Annotated in this window: 6 protein-coding genes and 1 riboswitch; of the genes, 1 reads left to right on the forward strand and 5 read right to left on the reverse strand. The window is 58.9% G+C overall.

Going from position 1 to position 18,003, the window contains the following annotated elements:
• On the reverse strand, positions 1-7,855 hold a 7,855-nt coding region (locus tag ACQ4N8_RS17090), incomplete at its 3' end, for an amino acid adenylation domain-containing protein (protein ID WP_430705560.1).
• 111 nt (positions 7,856-7,966) lie between these two features.
• Positions 7,967-8,078: riboswitch (cyclic di-GMP riboswitch) on the reverse strand.
• 258 nt (positions 8,079-8,336) lie between these two features.
• Between ACQ4N8_RS17090 and ACQ4N8_RS17095 the strand changes: the two genes are divergently transcribed.
• Positions 8,337-9,317: a glycoside hydrolase family 43 protein gene (locus ACQ4N8_RS17095; RefSeq protein ID WP_430705561.1), complete on the forward strand. Its 981-nt coding sequence runs from the start codon at positions 8,337-8,339 to the stop codon at positions 9,315-9,317.
• Positions 9,318-9,384: 67 nt separating this feature from the next.
• Here ACQ4N8_RS17095 and ACQ4N8_RS17100 read toward each other — a convergent pair whose 3' ends face one another.
• From ACQ4N8_RS17100 to ACQ4N8_RS17115, 4 genes are read right to left on the reverse strand one after another with little or no spacing between them, the layout of a single operon-like run.
• Entirely contained in the window at positions 9,385-10,248 is an 864-nt protein-coding gene (locus ACQ4N8_RS17100) for a nitroreductase family protein (RefSeq protein ID WP_430705562.1), read from the reverse strand.
• The gene (locus ACQ4N8_RS17105) at positions 10,229-12,376 is read right to left on the reverse strand and encodes an FAD-dependent oxidoreductase (protein WP_430705563.1); all 2,148 of its coding nucleotides are present in this window, start codon (positions 12,374-12,376) and stop codon (positions 10,229-10,231) included. Before ACQ4N8_RS17105 ends, ACQ4N8_RS17100 begins: the two co-directional genes overlap by 20 nt.
• Complete coding sequence (locus ACQ4N8_RS17110; protein WP_430705564.1) at positions 12,363-13,193, reverse strand: 4'-phosphopantetheinyl transferase family protein; 831 nt, start codon at positions 13,191-13,193, stop codon at positions 12,363-12,365. Before ACQ4N8_RS17110 ends, ACQ4N8_RS17105 begins: the two co-directional genes overlap by 14 nt.
• Positions 13,171-17,994, reverse strand: coding sequence for an SDR family NAD(P)-dependent oxidoreductase (locus tag ACQ4N8_RS17115; protein ID WP_430705565.1), 4,824 nt, complete (start codon positions 17,992-17,994; stop codon positions 13,171-13,173). Before ACQ4N8_RS17115 ends, ACQ4N8_RS17110 begins: the two co-directional genes overlap by 23 nt.
• Positions 17,995-18,003: the final 9 nt, after the last annotated feature.

An 18,003-nucleotide genomic window follows, 5' to 3' on the forward strand; every position in this document is an offset into this window, starting at 1 on the left:
GCGACGGCTTGACCATGATGCCGACGCGCTGCCCGGCATCGATGCCTTTGGCCGTCAGCAGCCGGGCCAGCCGGTTCGCTCTCGCGTTCAGCTCGCGGTACGTCCACGACTGCCCGAGGTACGTCACCGCCGGACGTTCCGGCGTCCGCTGCACCTGCCGCTCGAACAGCTGATGGATCGTAACGTCCTCCGGCACGTTCAGGGGATTAGCGTTATATTCCGCCAGCATGCGCCGGGCTTCCGCCTCCGTCAGCAGACCGACGTCGGCAAGCCGCGCGTCCGGATGTTCGGCGATGCGGCGCAGCAGCGTTTGGAACAGCCCGCTCCAGCGCCGGATCGTACCGGCTTTGAACAAGGAAGTATTGTATTCCATTTCGAAACGGATCGCCTTGCCGTCCTCGGCCGCTGTTAACGTGAGGTCGAACTTGGCCGTTTTATGGTCGTACGGATACGCCTCCAGTTCGACGCCTTCCATCGCCAGCTGCCTCAAGTCGGCATTTTGCATGGCGAACACGGCGTCAAACAACGGATTACGGCTCATGTCCCGCTCTTTCTGCACCTTGGCGACCAGCTCTTCGAGCGGATAATCCTGGCTATCGTAAGCGCCCAGCAGCGTTTGCTTCACTTCGCCCAGGTAGTCCACGAACGACTTCTCCCCTTGCGGGAAAGAATGGATCGCGAGCGTATTGACGAACATCCCCATGATCCGGGCCAAATCGGCGTGGGGCCGGCCGGCAATCGGCGAGCCGACCACGATGTCGTCCTGCCCGCTCAGCTTGGCGAGCCAACCGCCGAACGACGCCAGCAGCACCATGTACAGCGTGGCTCCGGCATCCTGCGCCAGCTTGCGCAGCCCCTCCGCCAGTTCGCCGTCGACGGTAAAAGCCAGACGGTCTCCCGCAAAGCCCTGCACCGCCGGACGCGCATAATCCGTCGGCAGCTCCAGCACCGGAAGCTCTCCGGCGAACTGCTCCAGCCAATAGACTTCCTGGCGCCGATAGGGTTCCGATTTACGGAAGGATTGCTGCCAGACGGCATAGTCCTTGTACTGAATCCGCAGCGGCGGGAGGGAATGCCCGGCGTACAGCGCGGTCATTTCCTCGATCAGGACGCCGACGGACATCCCGTCGGAAATGATATGGTGCATGTCGGCCAGCCAGATGTAATCGTCATCCGCCAACTTGATCAGAGCCGTGCGGAACAACGGCGCCCGCTCCAAATCAAACGGGGCGATGAATGCCGCTATGATCCGCGCGGCTTCCCGCTCGTCCGCCTCGAAATAGTCCGGCTCGATCGAAGCCTCTTCATGAATGCACTGCACCAGTTCGCCATCCTCCATGACAAACGACGTACGCAGTGCTTCATGCCGCCGAACCAGCTCGCGGAGCGCCGCTTCGAACCGCTCCAACTGCACGCGGCCCTTCAGCCGCAGAACGGACGGCATATTGTAGCTCATCTCCGCCCCCTCCAGCTGATGCAGCACATACAGGCGTTTTTGCGCCGAGGAGACCGGGTACGCCTCGCGCGGCTCCGCTGCGGGAATGGCCGGGTATTCCCTCCGGCCTGCTCCTTCGAACGCTTGGGCCACCCCCGCTATGGTCGGTGCCTGGAACAAGGCCTTCAGGGGCAGCTCCACCCGCATTTCGCGGTGAATCCGTGCCAGCAGTTCCATCGCTTTCAGCGAATGGCCGCCCAGCTCAAAAAAGTTATCGTTAACACTAATCCGATGGACGGCCAGCGTCTCCTGCCAAATCTTCGCCAGCTTCGCTTCCGTCTCATTGCGCGGTGCCGTGTACGCCGCGCTTCCCATGCCTCCCTGCAAATCGGGTTTCGGCAGCGCCCGGCGGTCCAGCTTGCCGTTGCCGGTCAGCGGCAGCTCCGGCATTTGTACGTACGCGGCCGGCACCATGTAAGCCGGCAGCTCCTTTGCGGCGTGCCCGCGCAACTCGCCGTCGGACAAGAGCCGCTCGGCCACCACGTAGGCGCATAACGTTTTTTCCCCAGATGCGGTTTCCAGCGCCAGGACAACGGCTTCGCGAACCGCCTCATGCGCGACGAGCCGATGCTCGATTTCGCCAAGCTCGATCCGTTGCCCGCGGATTTTGACCTGATGGTCGATCCGTCCGATAAATTCGATATTGCCGTTCGGCAACCAGCGAGCCAGATCGCCCGTCCGATACATTTTGCCCCCGGCAGTCAGCGGATGGCTGACGAATTTCTCGGCCGTCAATTCCGGACGGTTCAGATAGCCCAGGACCAACCCTTCCCCGCCCACGCACAGCTCCCCGGCGGCACCGATCGGCTGCGGCTGCAAATCCGCGTCCACAATGTACACCGAGGTGTTGCCGACCGGCTTGCCGATCGGAATCGCGGCGGCATCCTCCGGCACTTCGTTTACCGGATAATAGGTGGCGAACACCGTGCTTTCCGACGGTCCGTACATATGCAAAAGCGTATCCGGGCCGGTAGCGAGCAGCGCGCGGCGCACATGATCCACCGAAGCCCGCTCCCCTCCGAACAACACCTTGCGTATACCGGCAAGCGCCTCCGGCCGGAAATCGACGAGCAGATTGAACAACGCCGTCGTAATCATCAGCACCGAAACGCGCTCTTGCTCAATGACCTGCGGCAGCCTGGAAATATCCAGGACGACGTCCTTCGGAATCACGACCAGCTTCGCGCCGTTCAGCAGCGCCCCAAAGAAGTCGAACATAAACGCGTCGAACACGTAATTGGACAGGCCGAGCACGACGTCTTCGCCCGTAACCTGCATATAGTTGGAGTTTTTCACCGTACGCAGGACGTTGGCATGAGTGACCATATTGCCTTTTGGATTGCCCGTCGTGCCTGAAGTGTAGGTAAGGTTCGCCAAATCGCCCGGCTCGGCCGGGGAGTCGAGCACCGGATTGGAGGCTTCTCCTTGATCGAGTTCCGCGTCGTCGGCCAATAATACCGCTCCCTTATATCCCGCCTGCTCGGCCAAAGGCGCGATTTGCCGCTGCGTCAGCAGCAAAGAAGCGCCGCTGTCCGCCAAAAAGTAACCGATCCGCTGGGCGGGATGCTCCGGATCGATCGGCACGTAGGCTGCGCCGGTCTTCAATATCGCCATGATTCCCGCGATCATCTCGACCGACCGTTCCGCCAGGACCGCCACGACCGCGCCGCGACCGACGCCCCGGGCCAGCATTGCCCGGGCCATTCGATTGGCCCGCGCGTTCAACTCGGCGTACGTGAGCTCCGTCCCTTCAAAAGCCAACGCCGGGCGATCCGGCGAGAACGCGACCTGCTCCTCGAATAACTGAACGATCGTTTTATCGCGCGGATATTCCGTCGCCCCCGGATTGAATCCGTGCAGAAGCTGCTGTCGTTCCGCCCGGGCCAACAAATCGTAGCGCCCGCATTCCCATTCCGGAGCGTCGGCGATGCCTCGAAGCAGGTTCAAGTAATGCCCCAGCATTCGCTCGGCCGTCTCCTTCCGGAACAATCGGGTGCTGTAATCCAGATCCAGCGCCAGGCCGCCGGCTTCTTCCTTGGCCTGCAACGTCAAATCGAATTTGGCCACCCGGAAATTCGTTTCCCGGACCGCCAGCTTCAAACCGCCGATTTCAGGCATGTCGTCCGCCGCGTTTTGCAAAACGAACATCGTATCGAACAGCGGATTGCGGCCCAGATCGCGCGGCAGATTCAGTTTCTCCACCAGCCGCTCGAACGGATAGCTTTGATGCTCGAACGCCTGAAGCACCTGCGAGCGCACGTTAAGCAGCGCATCGGCGAACGTCCGGTTGCGATCCAGCTTCAGCCGGATCGCCAGCGTATTGACGAACATGCCGACGATCCCTTCCAAATCGGCGTGGTTGCGGCCGGCCGCAGGCGTGCCGACGATGATGTCCTCTTGCCCGGTATATCGGGACAGCAACGCATAATAAGCGGTCAGCAGCACCATATAAAGCGTTGCCCCATGCTGTTCGGCCAAGCGATTCAGCTTGGCCTTGAGCTCGGCATCCAGGAACAGCGACGTCCGGTCGCCTTCAAAGCTTTGCACCGCCGGGCGAGGCCGATCGGAAAGCAGTTGCAGCACCGGCAGCTCGCCGCCAAGCGTTTGCAGCCAGTAGCTCTCTCCCTCTTCCGAAGTCCCGGCGGCGAACCGTTCTTCCTGCCATACCGCATAATCCTTGTACTGCAGGCGCAGCTCGGGCAGATCATGCCCGCCGTACAACGCGGCAAGCTCCTGCAAAATCAAACCGATCGAAACGCCGTCGGAAATCAAATGGTGCATATCGAACAGCAGGACGTGCTTGCGCTCATCCACGCGCACAAGGCCGATTCGCATCAGCGGTGCCTGACCAAGCTCAAACGGCCGGACGAATGCAGCCATCATGGCCTCCGCCGACTTTTCCGAGGCCTCGGCCCGCGCCATGGCAAACGGCGCGTCGTCGTGCACCCGCTGCATCGGAACCCCGTCCACGTTGTGAAACGAGGTGCGCAGCGCCTCATGTCTCCGGATCAACCCGCGGAAAGCCTCTTCCAGCCGCTTCTCGTCGAGCTTTCCTTCCAGGATCGCGGTGGCCGGCATATTGTAGCCGATGCCCGCGCCCTCCAGCTGGCTGACGATGAATATGCGCCGCTGGGCAAACGACAACGGATACAGCTCCCTCGACGCCGCCGGTTCGATCCCTTGGTAGACCTTGCGTCCCGCCTCGGCAGCATACCGGGCAAGCGCGTGAACGGTCGGGGTCTCGAACAGCAATTGCAGCGGCACCTCGACGCCAAGCTGCTTATGCATGCGGGACAGCAGCGTCATCGCTTTGAGGGAATGGCCGCCCAACTCGAAGAAGTTGTCGTAGATCCCGACGCGGGCAAGGCCGAGCACCTCCTGCCACAGATCGGCAAGCAGCTTCTCCCAAGCCGTTCCCGGGGCGACGTATTCCGTCCCTCCGGCCGCCGCAACCTCATGCGCCAACAAAGCCCGGCGGTCGATTTTGCCGCTGGCCGTCAAGGGGATTTCGTCCAGCTCCACATAATATGCAGGCAGCATATAGTCCGGCAGTTCGAGCGCCAAATGCTTCCGCAGCTCGGAGAAAGCGGCCGTTCGCTCCCGCTCCTTCCAGACCAGATAGGCGCATAACTCCGCTCCGCCTTGCGCTTCCGGGCGGGCCAGCACCACCGCCTTGCCGACTTCCGGATGCTTGTGGAGCACGGCCTCGATTTCGCCAAGCTCAATGCGGTAGCCGCGGATTTTCACTTGATCGTCGATGCGCGAAACGTATTCTGCATTCCCGTCCGGCAGCCACTTGGCGATGTCCCCGGTCCGGTACATCCGGTCGCCCGGCACGAACGGGTCCGCCGTGAATTTGGCCGACGTCATATCCGGCAAATTCCAATACCCGCGTCCCGCTCCATCCCCGGCGATATATAATTCGCCTTCGACCCCCTGCGGCAGCAGCCGGCCGAAAGCATCCAGGATATAAAATCGGTTGTTGCCCAGCGGCTTGCCGATCGGCAAATAGGCGCTTCCCCCCTGGCCATGCAAGGAAGCTTGCGTAATTTCATAGGCGGAAGCGTCAACGCAGCATTCGGTCGGTCCGTACACGTTGGTGATCATGGGGGATAGGCCCTCTTTGGCCAGACGCTCCAGCAGTCGGCCCACGGTTTCGCGCGGCAGCGCTTCCCCGCCGATCAGCATATGACGGAGCTGCACTCCCTGAAGCTCGTCCGCTGCCGATAGCATGTTCAAATGCGCCGGCGTGCCGTCCGTCAGTCGGATCGCGTGGTCGCGGTAATAGCCGGCCAACGTCCGTCCTTCCAAGACCTTGGCCTTCGGAACGATATACAGCGTATGCCCCAGCAGCAGCGCGGCGTAGATTTGCTGCACTGAAGCGTCAAAATGGAACGGGGCGAGCAGCGCCACATGTTGCCCCGGCTCATAAGCCCGGTATACCTGTCCCCGCAGGCTTTCGATCAAATGACGGACCTGGCGATGCTCGATCATGACGCCTTTCGGCTTGCCGGTCGTGCCCGAGGTATATATAATGTAGGCCAAATTCCGTGAACCGGCGGAAGGCGGCAAATTCCACCCGTCCCCCTCCCCGAAGGCCCCGAGCTCCTCATAAACGATCCGTTCCGATACCGATCCGGGCAGTTCGTATTTGCCGGCCAGCTCCGCTTCCGTAACAACGAACTTTGCGCCCGAATCGCCGACCATATACCGGATTCTCTCCTCCGGCAAGCTTGGATCCACCGGAACGTAGGCCCCGCCGGCCTTCAGAACGCCCAGCATGGCGATGATCGCCCGCTCGGAACGCTCCAGGAGGATCGCCACCGGCATATCCGGCACGACTCCTTTGTCGCGCAAAAGACGCCCCAAACGATTGGCACGTTCATTCAAATCCCGATAGGAAAGCGTGTGGCCTTCAAAATAAACGGCGGTTCGCTCCGGCGAAAGCGCCGCTTGCAATTCAAACCAGCTGTGCAGCGTCATCTCCCGGTCATAGCTCAAGCGCAGACCACCGCCCCATGCCCGCAATTGCTCCTGCTCGGCTTGCGGAAGCCATTCCAGCTCGCGGATCGCCCGTTCTGGAAACAGCAGCGCATGCTCCAGCAAGGTCAGCAGCCGCCGGTAAAAAGCCTTGATTTCTTCCGGCTCAAAACATTCCGAGCGGTAATCCATATCGATCATCAGCAACCCGGTATCCAGCCGTTCCTTCACATGGATCGACATGTCATTGACTTCGTGCCCGCTGAACAGCGGCTCGATCATGTAGGAGATCCCTTCTTTTTCGGTCCACAGCATAACCTGGTATTCGAGCGAGACTCCGAACAGCCGGTTTACTTGTCCATGCTTGGCCCGCAAGTCGGTAATCAGCCGGTTGTACGGGTACTTCTGATGCCGGATGACCGCGAGTTGGTCCTTCATGATTTGTTTGGCGAAGCCAAGGAAATCGGCATTTTCATCGACCCGGGCTCTTACCGGAATCGTGGACACGAACATGCCCAGCATCTGTTTTTCCTTGGCATTGGTACGATTGCCCATAAACGTGCCGAGGATCGTTTCGGTTTGCCCGGTCGTTCGCGACATATAGATATGTAAAAGGCTCAGAAAAAGCGAGAGGACGCTAATCCCGTGCTCCTGGCAAAACGCCTGGATTTTTTTATGGAGAAAAGACGGTACCTCCTCGGTCAAACGGATCGCTTCCGTATCGACGAGATAGGAATCGCCCCGCTTCAGCGATACGGTCTCCGGAATCGTTTCGAATTGGCCGTTCCAGAAGACCAGATCCTTTTGGAAACGGGCCGATTGCTCGTACTCCGTTTCGGTTTGAATATACTCCACGTAGGAGGGCTGCGCGGCATCCTCGGCCCCTTCGCCTTTGGTCAGCTCCAAATAACGTTCGATAAGCTGGTTCCCAAGCAAGACCATCGATATCCCGTCGGAAATCGCGTGGTGCACGACGGCAAGAAACCACACCTCCGTGGGGCTGATCCTAAAGCTGATGAAGCGGTACAGTTCGTTGTCATATAGCGGCAGCGGACGGCAAGCCTCGGTTTGCGCGCGCTCCATTACGGCATCGGTGTCTCCGGTTTCGCAAATGTCGACCCATTCCATTTCAAAACGACGGTACTCGGCCACATATTGCTTGGGCTCGCCGGTCTCGTCCAACGCGATTCGCATGCGCAGCGCTTCGTTGGCCCGAACTACATGTCGAATGGCCTCGTCCAACAACGCCTTGTCGATCCCCGCCTCGGATTTCAGCTTGGCGATTCCGCTCAGGTTGGAGACGCTGGTCCCGGGATAAAACTGCTCGGTATACCAGATCCGTTTTTGCGCATGCGTTAATGGATAACTAATCCTTTGCATTATGACTCCCCCTACAGATTATGAAATTCTCATTTCTGGAAACTATGAAAAATATTTACATAGAAAAAACGAAAAAAAGCCCACCCCGAATAAAAGGGGAGCGCCCTGTTACCCGGCAACCTGTCGTCCATAGCATCTCCCATCCGAAATACGATATGTGCCGTCGATGCCTTAGGCCATGGCTTTGCGTCCCTATGTTTCCATAGGTTTGCCTTTATCGAATTTTTGAAAATTATGTAATTCTATCGATATATTTACTTTACATATAATAAAACACTAGGAAGGATATACTAGTTACGGTATTTTTATAAAAATAGTTGCATAGGTTACTGGTAAATCTTTCCCATCTTTGCGGGACAAGGAATGGAATCGGTTGCCCACGGTTAAAATAACGTTTAGGTCCTTGATTGTTCGGGGACGATCTGTATAATTGAAGTTAGTAAGTTTATTAAACAAACTAACTATGCAAAGGGGAATCCTTGTGGAAAAACCTGTACGTCCGAATGAGCCCTTAGTTACGCACATTTTTACGGCCGATCCATCCGCGCATGTATATGAGGGCAAAATTTATATTTATCCTTCGCACGACCTGGATCACGATGGCCCGGACAATGATAACGGCGACCAATATGCGATGGAAGACTATCATGTCCTGTCCCTGGACAATTTCGATTCTCCATGCGTCGACCACGGCGAAGCCCTGCATCTGAGAGATATTCCCTGGGCGAGCCAACAGCTGTGGGCCCCGGACGCGGCTTTCAAAAACAATACTTATTACCTGTATTTCCCCGCCCGCGACAAAGAGGGCATTTTCCGTATCGGCGTAGCCACCGGTTCTTCTCCTGCCGGCCCGTTCAAGCCGGAAGAGAACTACATTCCGGGCAGCTTCAGCATCGACCCGGCGGTTCTCGTCGACGACGACAATCGGGCGTATATGTACTTCGGCGGGCTTTGGGGCGGCCAACTGGAAAAATGGCAAACCGGCACCTTCGAATCCGACGCGGAAGGCCCCGCATTGACTGCGCCGGCGTTGGGACCGCAGTTCGCCGAACTGAGCGAGGATATGCTTACTTTCAAAACGGCGCCGCAGGAAATTTCCATCGTCGACGAGGACGGCAACCCGCTTCTTGCCGGGGACGAAGACCGTCGCTATTTCGAGGGACCTTGGGTCCATAAATATAATGGGTATTATTACCTGTCTTACTCGACCGGCACCACCCACACCTTGGTATACGCCATGAGCAAAAATCCGCAAGGCCCTTACGTTTTCAAAGGGAAAATCCTGACGCCGGTCATCGGTTGGACCACGCACCACTCGATCGTGCAGTTCGAGGATAAATGGTATCTGTTCTACCATGACAGCTCTTTGTCCGGCGGCGTGAACCACAAGCGCAGCGTGAAATACACCGAGCTGCATTATAACGAGGACGGCACGATTCAAACGATCGATCCCTACAAATAAACACCGCAGCATGAACAAGGCTGCCCGTACGCGGGCAGCCTTGTATTTTGATTATGCCTATCCAAGTCTATATCCACCTGACCTCCGGGTCCTTGCGGTCAACGCCGCGGGGCGAACCGTATTTCGGGTAACCCAGGGTAACGGCCGAATATACCTTCATGCCCTTGGGAAGGCCGAAATAGTTGGACAACGTGTCCGGGGCGCCGGTGGCATAACCAATGATGCAGCTGCCCAGGCCCAGGGTCTCCGCCTGCAGCATCAAATAATCCTGGGCGGTCAGGCAGTTATCCTTGCCCATCAAATTTCCCTTGCTCGCATAGATAAAAATAACGCAAGGCGCGTTGCGGAACACGGGCTTCTCGCCTTGCTCGTATTTCCGCACCATGTGGATGAAATCCGGCAGCACCTTTCCCAGCTCATGCATCAAATGCGGCGTAAACAGGCTAAGACCTTTGCGGACCGGTGCCTTCATCCAAAAAATCAGCGACTTGTAGTAGCGAATCACCCGCTCCTCCAATTCGTCGATCGCCTTGCGGTCCGTCATGACGATATAACGCCGATCCTGGGCATTGGTGTCGCTGGGGGCTTGCTGGGCGATTTCCAGCAGTTTGCCGATGCGCTCCCGATCCACCGCCGCGTCTCTGAAATGCCGGATCGATCGTTTGGATCGCAGCAGCAGTTCCATATCTTCCGGCGTAACCCGAGGGCGCTTCTTCTCGAACGCCACCGCATTCTCTTTCCTCAGCAGGCTGTGGCTGATCGCCTCGGCCGGACAAATCGCTACGCAATGCCCGCAGCTGATGCAGTTTTGTTCGTTCACCGGAGCAGGGTAAGCCCCCGGCAGAGCAGGCGCAAACACATCGTCGACGCAAATGGCCGAGCAAAGGCCGCAGGTCCGGCATCGTTCATGATCAATGTGCAGCAAATTCATCCCATACCCCTTCTTTCATCCGCTGGTACTGAGATTTCGATCCAACCGCTTTCCACTCTCCAATGTCCGCTGCGCAGATTCGCCCCGATACGACGGCCGGCTCCACCCCTGCGCCAGGGAATACGGAAGCTCCGGCCAAGTACAGCCCTTTAACGGGAGTTTTAAAGTAAGGCCGCTTGGTAGAGATCGATTGGTCGAAGGAATAAACCGCGCCTTCCGGCATCAGGTTGTAACGTTCGAACGTTTTGGGCGTGGCCGCCTCCTGAAAAACGATATGTTCTTTTAAGCCGGGAATATGCCGGTCCACGTTCGCGATCAGGGCCTGGGCGATCTCCGCTTTGCGAAGCGAATACTCCGGTGTCCGCCTGTCGGGAAAATCCGCATACCGGATCCCCTTATCCAGTAAAATCGTCAGGCTGGCCTGGCCTTTTGGAGCCAAACGGGCGTCGGCATTCGAATTGATGGTGACCTCCCAGCCTTCCTCCGGATGTTTGATCAAGATGGGATACCCCGACAAATCCAGATCTACGCCAAGGTAGAGCAGATAAAACGAAGTGGACATGCCAAGCTCATGGATGCCGGCCAGAAAACCGGGGTTCAGCTGATCCGGGGCCAGCAGGCGGGTAAAGGTCGATTTCGCGTCCACATTGGACACGACCACGGGACTGAAATACCGCCCCTTCTTCGTTTGGACGCCTTTGACCCGGCCATGCTCCACCACGATGTTATCCACCTTGGTGCGCAGAAATATTCTCCCGCCATAATGTTCGACGCTTCTCCCTAGCGCTTCCGCGAAAGCCTGCGCCCCGCCTTTGACGGAATAGCCGCCGTGCAGCGGAAACGTGAGGCAGGCGGCCAAAGCGTTGATGGCCAGCGTGTTATGCGGCTCCGTTCCCATATACACCATCAAGGCGGACAGGATGGCTTTCAAGTCCTCATCGGCAAAATAGGCGTCAAGCTTATCGGCATACGTCGCCTGCATCCATCCGTATGCATGCTTGCGCTTCAGGGGATACGACAGCAGTTCCAATACCCCAAACCGTTTGGCGATCAACTCGGACGAGAAAACCATACCGTGTGTCCCCGCCTCCCGATAACACTCCTTGTATGCAACTTCCGCCTCCGCGAAAAACCGGGCCAAGCCCCGGCCCTCCTCCGGAAACATCCGGGACAACAAGTCAACCAGTTCATCGGCATCCGACGGAAAATCGATGCTCTTGCCCTTGAACAAATATCGGGTGCTGTTGCGTACGAATAAATCCTCCCGATTCAGCCCCAATTCCTTTAGCAAGAAGCGAATCGGTCCGTGATCGCCCAAGCCGCTTACATCCTCCACGCCGGTATTGAAGGTAAATCCCTTGCGGGAGAAAGAGGAGCAAAATCCCCCGACGTGATGCTGATGCTCGAACACCGCCACCCGGTAACCTTGCCGGGCCAGCAAAGCTGCGCAGGTTAACCCGCCGATGCCGGCTCCGGCGACGATCACGTCAAACTCCCCAGGCGCAAGCGGCCGTTCGCGATCGACATGAACCCGCCAGTCGTTTTTGCGGAATTCCCATAGATTCAGCAGTACGGGAGCCGTAAAGGTAAACGCGATGGACAAAAAAACGGCCAGAATAAGGATAATCAGCGCGAAAACCGGCGCCGCCGAAGGGCCGATAAACGCAAACAGCAAAGCCTCCCCGCCGAATACCGCGGTCCAACCGGCCGTCAGCATCCGGTTCATTTGACTGAACGCCGGGACGGTGAAGCCGATAACGGAAAAGTCCTTCGCCGTAAAAGCGGAGGTGAGCGGCTTACCGACCGGCAGCGTCAAGCCGGTGAAAGCAACCAGAAACAAGCAGCCCCAAACGGCATGACCGCCCAGTCCCGCCTCCGTCCCGCCGATAACGCTAACGATTGCGAAGGCGGTGAAGTAGACGACGGATGCGGCATCCAACCCATAAGCCGGTTTGTCTTTTCCGCGTATTTTGTACAGCAGCATTCCGCCCGATAACAGGAGCGGAACGACGTAACCTGCGGGATACGGCCCCGCTCCACCCCACCAATACAAGATCCAGGGCACCAGCGAAACCAAAAAGTCGAGCATGCCGGGATATCCCCCGGCCGATGGTTTAGATTGACTCACGGCTACCTCCTTGTCGGACCGGGTATAATAGGCAAACGGCGCCGCATATTCCGTCCCGAACGTCATAATACAAAGTTCCTTGGGCAGGGGGCTTCGGGGCGTATCGCTCCAGCTCCGGATGCAGCTTCAGGCCAACCCGGCCGGAATTTCCCGCCGGTCGGAACCGCAGGGAAGAGAAGCCGCGGGCCCACCCGGTGCCCAGCGCCTTCCCCGCGGCTTCCTTCAAGCACCACATCAGCAGGCATTGCTCCTCGAAAGCAAGCGGCCCGAAAGCGCTCCTCATCAGCTCTTGCTCTTCCGGGATGAGGAACAGCGCCGGGAACCCCTTCCCGACCGGCCGGATCGGCTCCACATCGATCCCGACCTGGCAATGCTCACCGACGGCCGCTCCCAGCAGGCGGCTGCAGTGGGCCAGCGATACCGACAGTCCGGAATTATCAGGGCAGCCGGCGATGGAAAGGTACGGGTTCCCCCGCCGATCGCCCCGCTCCTCTTGAAGCAGGGCGATATCCCGGTCATGCCGGACGCTCATCCCCCGGTTCTCTTCCAAGTAACCGCGAATGAAACGTTTGGCCAGCAACCGGGTATGAAGCAGTTCCCTCTGGCGCTCCGCATTCCGGTAAAAGGAGCGGTATCTTTCGGCTTCGGCGGGAACCAGAAATTCCTTCGCCAGCATCCGCTCCTCGCGGCTGGGACCGCAAAGGCCGGGGCCGGCCTGCGGCGGCGTCAGCCACCGCAGAGCCGCTTTCCAGCTACCGCCGCCGAGATGGACGGGTTCTCCGGTGAACAGCGGCTTACAGCAGATCGTGAGCTCCATGTTCCCTCGCGATCCGTATCAAATGCAAATCCATCATGTCGAAGATCAGCCGGTTCTGCTCATCGACCACCTGGGCATGGAAATCAACCGTTTCGCCTTCATCCCTCAGGAGGCGGCAGTGCACGTAAACCCGCTCCCCTTTCTTGAAGGGCCGGTACAATACGGCATTGCCGATTCCGCGGGGAACGATAATGTTTCCGTACTTGTGGAAATCGTTAAACAGCATGCATCTTCCGATGTTATCGATCGTAATCGGCGAGATCACCGTATCCGCATTGGCCGCATAGGAGAAAATGTGCCGGTCGTCGGGCACCGTAACCTGCCCCACCACGACGTCCTCGGTCACGTAACCTACATAATCCAGGCAGCGGAAGGCAGGCCCGAAGGAAATCAAGCGATCGGTCCGCTCATAAAAACGCGCGATATCCATCGGCCTTGATTCGCGTACCGCCTGGATGACGTCGACGTCCGCCAGCCGGGGAGCGGGGCGCTCCCGTTCGAAGACGGCGTACCCGAAGGAATGCAGCCGGTCTTGCTCGAGCAGTTGCCCCTGGCGGTTGCGGAAGTCCGAACGGATTTCCGCCTTAATCTCTTTCCGGTCGCCGGTCCGCGAAACGACCTCGGCTTTCATGTCCAGCGTCAGCGGGCTGCCCGGAAAGTACTTCACGAATCGGTTGAACTCGACTCCGTGGATCCGCGTTCCGACGAGCCCCTCATCGGCGGGATCGAGCCGATTCATCAGCAAGCCCAGTTCCCCGAAGGCTTCGACATGCATAACGCCGGCGTAGACGTATTTGCCTTCGACAAGGTGATCCTTCAGGTAGATGTCCTCCTCAATCGTTAAATCCTTCCGCACCTCGAGCCGTTCTTCGGTGGACCGTTTGACCCGCTGGAGGAGCGGGAAATGGTTCCGGTCGGTCACTTCGCCATGCGCTCCGCAATGCGCGAGCACCCGCTTGCCGGCCTCGTCCAGCACGTCCATTTGCCCGAGCGGCCGGTTCGTGCCAAGGCTCCCGTAATACAGCACCTCCGGATCGCCGCCGCCGTACACGATTTCCTCCAGGAAGCGCCGGGTCCCCTCCTTGCTGCCGATAAACTCGAGGCCGCGCTGCTCCTTTTGGATCTTCTGCACCTGCGGATCGGTAGCCATGCCCACCTCGTCCCAGGCGGTCCAGCCCATGACGAAGGCCTTCAGCTCCGGCCGCTTGCGGAACAGCTGGAACGACATGCGGACGATGATTTCCGCGCCCCCGGCATAATCCACCTGGCCGTCCATGCCGAACCGGCCGGATACCGATCCGATGCTGGCGAAGAACCGCAGCGGCTCGTCGGCAAACCCATGGTACAGGTTATAGAACCCGTTGGCTTTCACCCTTACCACGTTAAGCGAATGGCCCTCCGGTTTTTTCGGGACCTTGCCGAAGGACGGCAGCCCCGCGCCGTTGATAATCCCCGTCACCTTGCCGAATCGGGTTCGAATCTCCCTAGCCAGCCGGCGTACGGATTCCGGGGCGGATACGTCGCAGCGCAAATAATGGAAGCGGTAGCCGGCGTCTTTGGCGGATTGCAGGTTCCGGTAAAGGGCCGCGGCCCCCTTCAGCTTCTCCAGCTCTTGCTTGATCTGGATCGGCGTCAGCTCGGGGTTCTCGAGTTTTTTGCGCTTGAAGAACTCGGCGCCGTATTGTTCAAATTCCGCCTCGGAGAAGCGAATCCACTCTTCGTCCCCCTCAGGCAGCTCCGTGCGCCCGGTCACGATAATCGTGGGGCGGAACAGCTCCGCCAGCCCCTTCACGCATTCGAAGATGATCCCTCTTCCGCCTCCGGAGACCAGGATCACGTCGTCCGTACCCAGCTTAAGCGGCCGATTCACCCGCTCCGGTTCCAGCGGAGCCGGCAGCACCTTGATCGTTTTACGGCGGTCCCGCACGTAGCCGATTTCGATCAGCTCCTCGATCAGGCTAAACTCCTTGAACAGCGTTTCGGCCGCGCCGGAATAATCCGAGGGATCGGTGAGATCGACGACTTTTCCGCTGAATGCGGCCAATTCCTTCTCTAGGCTTTTGAAGAAACCCGTGGTCAAAGCGCCCAACGGATTGCAGGAGGTTTCCCGCTCCATGCCGAAGACGCCGCCGATATTCGTCGCCGCAAAACAGCCCGCTTCCAGCCCATGCCGCTCGACCGATTCATATACGGCCTTCGCCGTGTGAAACAGCAAGTTAAAGCTGTTATCCACCTCCCGGCTCCACGCTTCCTCGCCGAGATCGAAGTAGGATACCTCCGCGGTCAGCGGATACAAATAGATGAATCCGTGGATATCGTTCAGCCGCCGCTTCGCTTCCTCCAACGAGTGCCGAAACTGCTCCAGCCGGCCAAAGTCCGTACCGACGCCCGCCTTGCCGTACTTCTCCGGAGCCGGGGAAAGCACGCAAATGTCGGCCCCTTGATCCCTAAGCAACTCGGCAAGCTTAGCGGTTACCCCGCCGCCCAGCCGGTCCTCGACGACGATGAAGCTTTTCCCTCGGAACGCGAATTTCCGGCCGGCGGCCTCGTCGTATTCCTTCTCCACGGTAACGGGCACATAACGCATCGCTACCTGTTCGCCGCCGAAATTTTGCAGCCATTCGCGCAGCCGTTCGTCCGGCCATTCGCCGCTCTCCGTCACCGGGTCGGCGCTGTCTGCAGCAACAACGTCAGCGGACATGGCCTCCAGGCGGCCGAGCGTATATTCCGCGATTTTAGCGATCGTGTTAAATTGCTTGACGTTCAGGTCGGGATTGGCCTCATATCCGAACGTTTCGCGGATTTGCACGAAAATTTCCGCCTGTTTCACCGAGTCGATGCCCAGGTCCGCTTCCAGATCCAGATCGTCCTCCAGCATCTCGACCGGATAGCCGGTTTTCGCCTGGATGATCTCTTTGATCCGGGCCGCCGCTTCTTGGCGGCTGACGACGGGGCGAGTTGCCGTCGGGGTTCCGTCCGCTTCGCCAGAGACGGCGGGAGCCGTTAGGGCACCCACCGGCTTCATTTCCTCCAAGCGGCCCAGCGTATACTCCGTGATTTTGCGGATCGTATTCAGCTGCTTGATGTTCAAATCGGGGTTTGCTTCGTAGCCGTACGCTTCGCGGATCTGCACGAAGATTTCCGCCTGCTTCACCGAGTCGATGCCAAGGTCCGCCTCCAGATCCAGATCGCCTTCCAGCATGTCGACCGGATAGCCGGTTTTTCCTTGAATGATCTCTTTGACCCGGGCCCCCACTTCCTCAGCCGAGACCGCGCCGGCCGTTTGAATCGCTGGCACGCTCGGGTCGCCCTGAGGCTGAGCCGCGACCGATGCCGCCGCCGCTTCCGGGTCCGTCAATCCTAATTTGGCGCGGATGCGGCCGAGGATCGTTCGCAAGGAGAGATTGGCGTCCAGCGGAACAGCGTCCTCCGTCAGATCGAATTCCGCCCGCAGCCGGGCGACGATCGCGGCAAACACCTTGTCGTTCAAAGCCAGATCCAGCTTCATCGGCCGATCCGAAACGGCTATGGCCTCCTTCGGGTAGCCGGTGGCGAATTGAATCAGGCGGATAACTGCTTCGTCGATTTCGTCGCGTTGTTCCGCCGGGCTTGGGCCGCGTTCCCAAGCGGGCTGCTCTCCCGGCAGGCGTGCTTGCTCCGGCTCAAACGGCTTCGCCATTTCCAGCGGCGCCGCGCCGTCGTTCTCCCGCACCGCGCTCCCGAGCCGGTGCACCTGCCAATAAGCCATGACCCGCTCCAGGGAGACGAGGTCGCCGGCCGCCGCCGAATTGCAGGCATGGGCATAGACGTCTTGGTCTCCCAGGATGCTCTTGACCAGCTTGGTCAGGATATCCTTCGGTCCCACCTCGATAAAGACGTTCGCCCCATGCTCTTGATGCAGCCGGGCGACGATATCGCAAAAGCTGAAGGGCTGCAGCAGCTGCTTGGATAGCAGCGAGGCCATTTCATCCGTCGTAAACTGGTGCTCCGCGTAAAAGTCGCCCAAGATCGTCGAATACACCTTTACCTTCGGCGGATGATACGTAAATTCCAGCAGTTTTTTGCGGAAAGCCTTCACGGCCGGCTCCAGCAGCTTGGAGTGAAACGCATGGGAGACGGCCAGCTTGCTGCACGGCACCATTTCGCTTTCGCAGTTGGCGGCGATTTTGTCGATCGCTTGAAGCGTACCGGATACGACGACCTGATCCGGGGCGTTATGCAAACTGACCGTATAATAATCGTTGACGCCTTTCAGCGCATTGTTCAGTTCGACGCTGCCGCGGGCCGCCTTCAAGCTGATCATCGTTCCGCGTACGGAAGGCTCGATAATATTCAAAGCTCTGGCGCGGTAATAGGCGATCGCGATCGCGTCCGCAAAAGAAACCACGCCCGCGGCCGCCAACGCGGCGATTTCCCCCAGGCTGTGCCCCAGATGAATGTCCGCCCCTCCGATGCTTGTCCGCATCAGCCGATATAACGCCATGTTGGCGGCGATAATGGCCGGCTGCATCACCTCGGCGGCGGCCAGGTTTTTCTCTGCGGCCTTGTTCTCCTCGCCCTCGTAAAACATCAATTCGGTCAGTCTCCGGCCCGTAAGTCCGGCGTACACCTCGTCCGCCTCCCGCAGCGTGTCCCGCACGACGGGGTAGGCCCGGGCCAATTCTTTGAGCATATTCGGATATTGGGAACCGTGCCCGGTAAACAGGAACACGGTGTTGTCCGCCGCCGGCCGGCCGCCGCGGCCGAAATAGATGCCTTGAGCTTCAAGCGCCTGGTAATTGATCGCCGTCATATTCATCATTGATCATCT

The organism is Paenibacillus macerans, assembly GCF_050565405.1.
GTDB lineage: Bacteria > Bacillota > Bacilli > Paenibacillales > Paenibacillaceae > Fontibacillus > Fontibacillus macerans_B.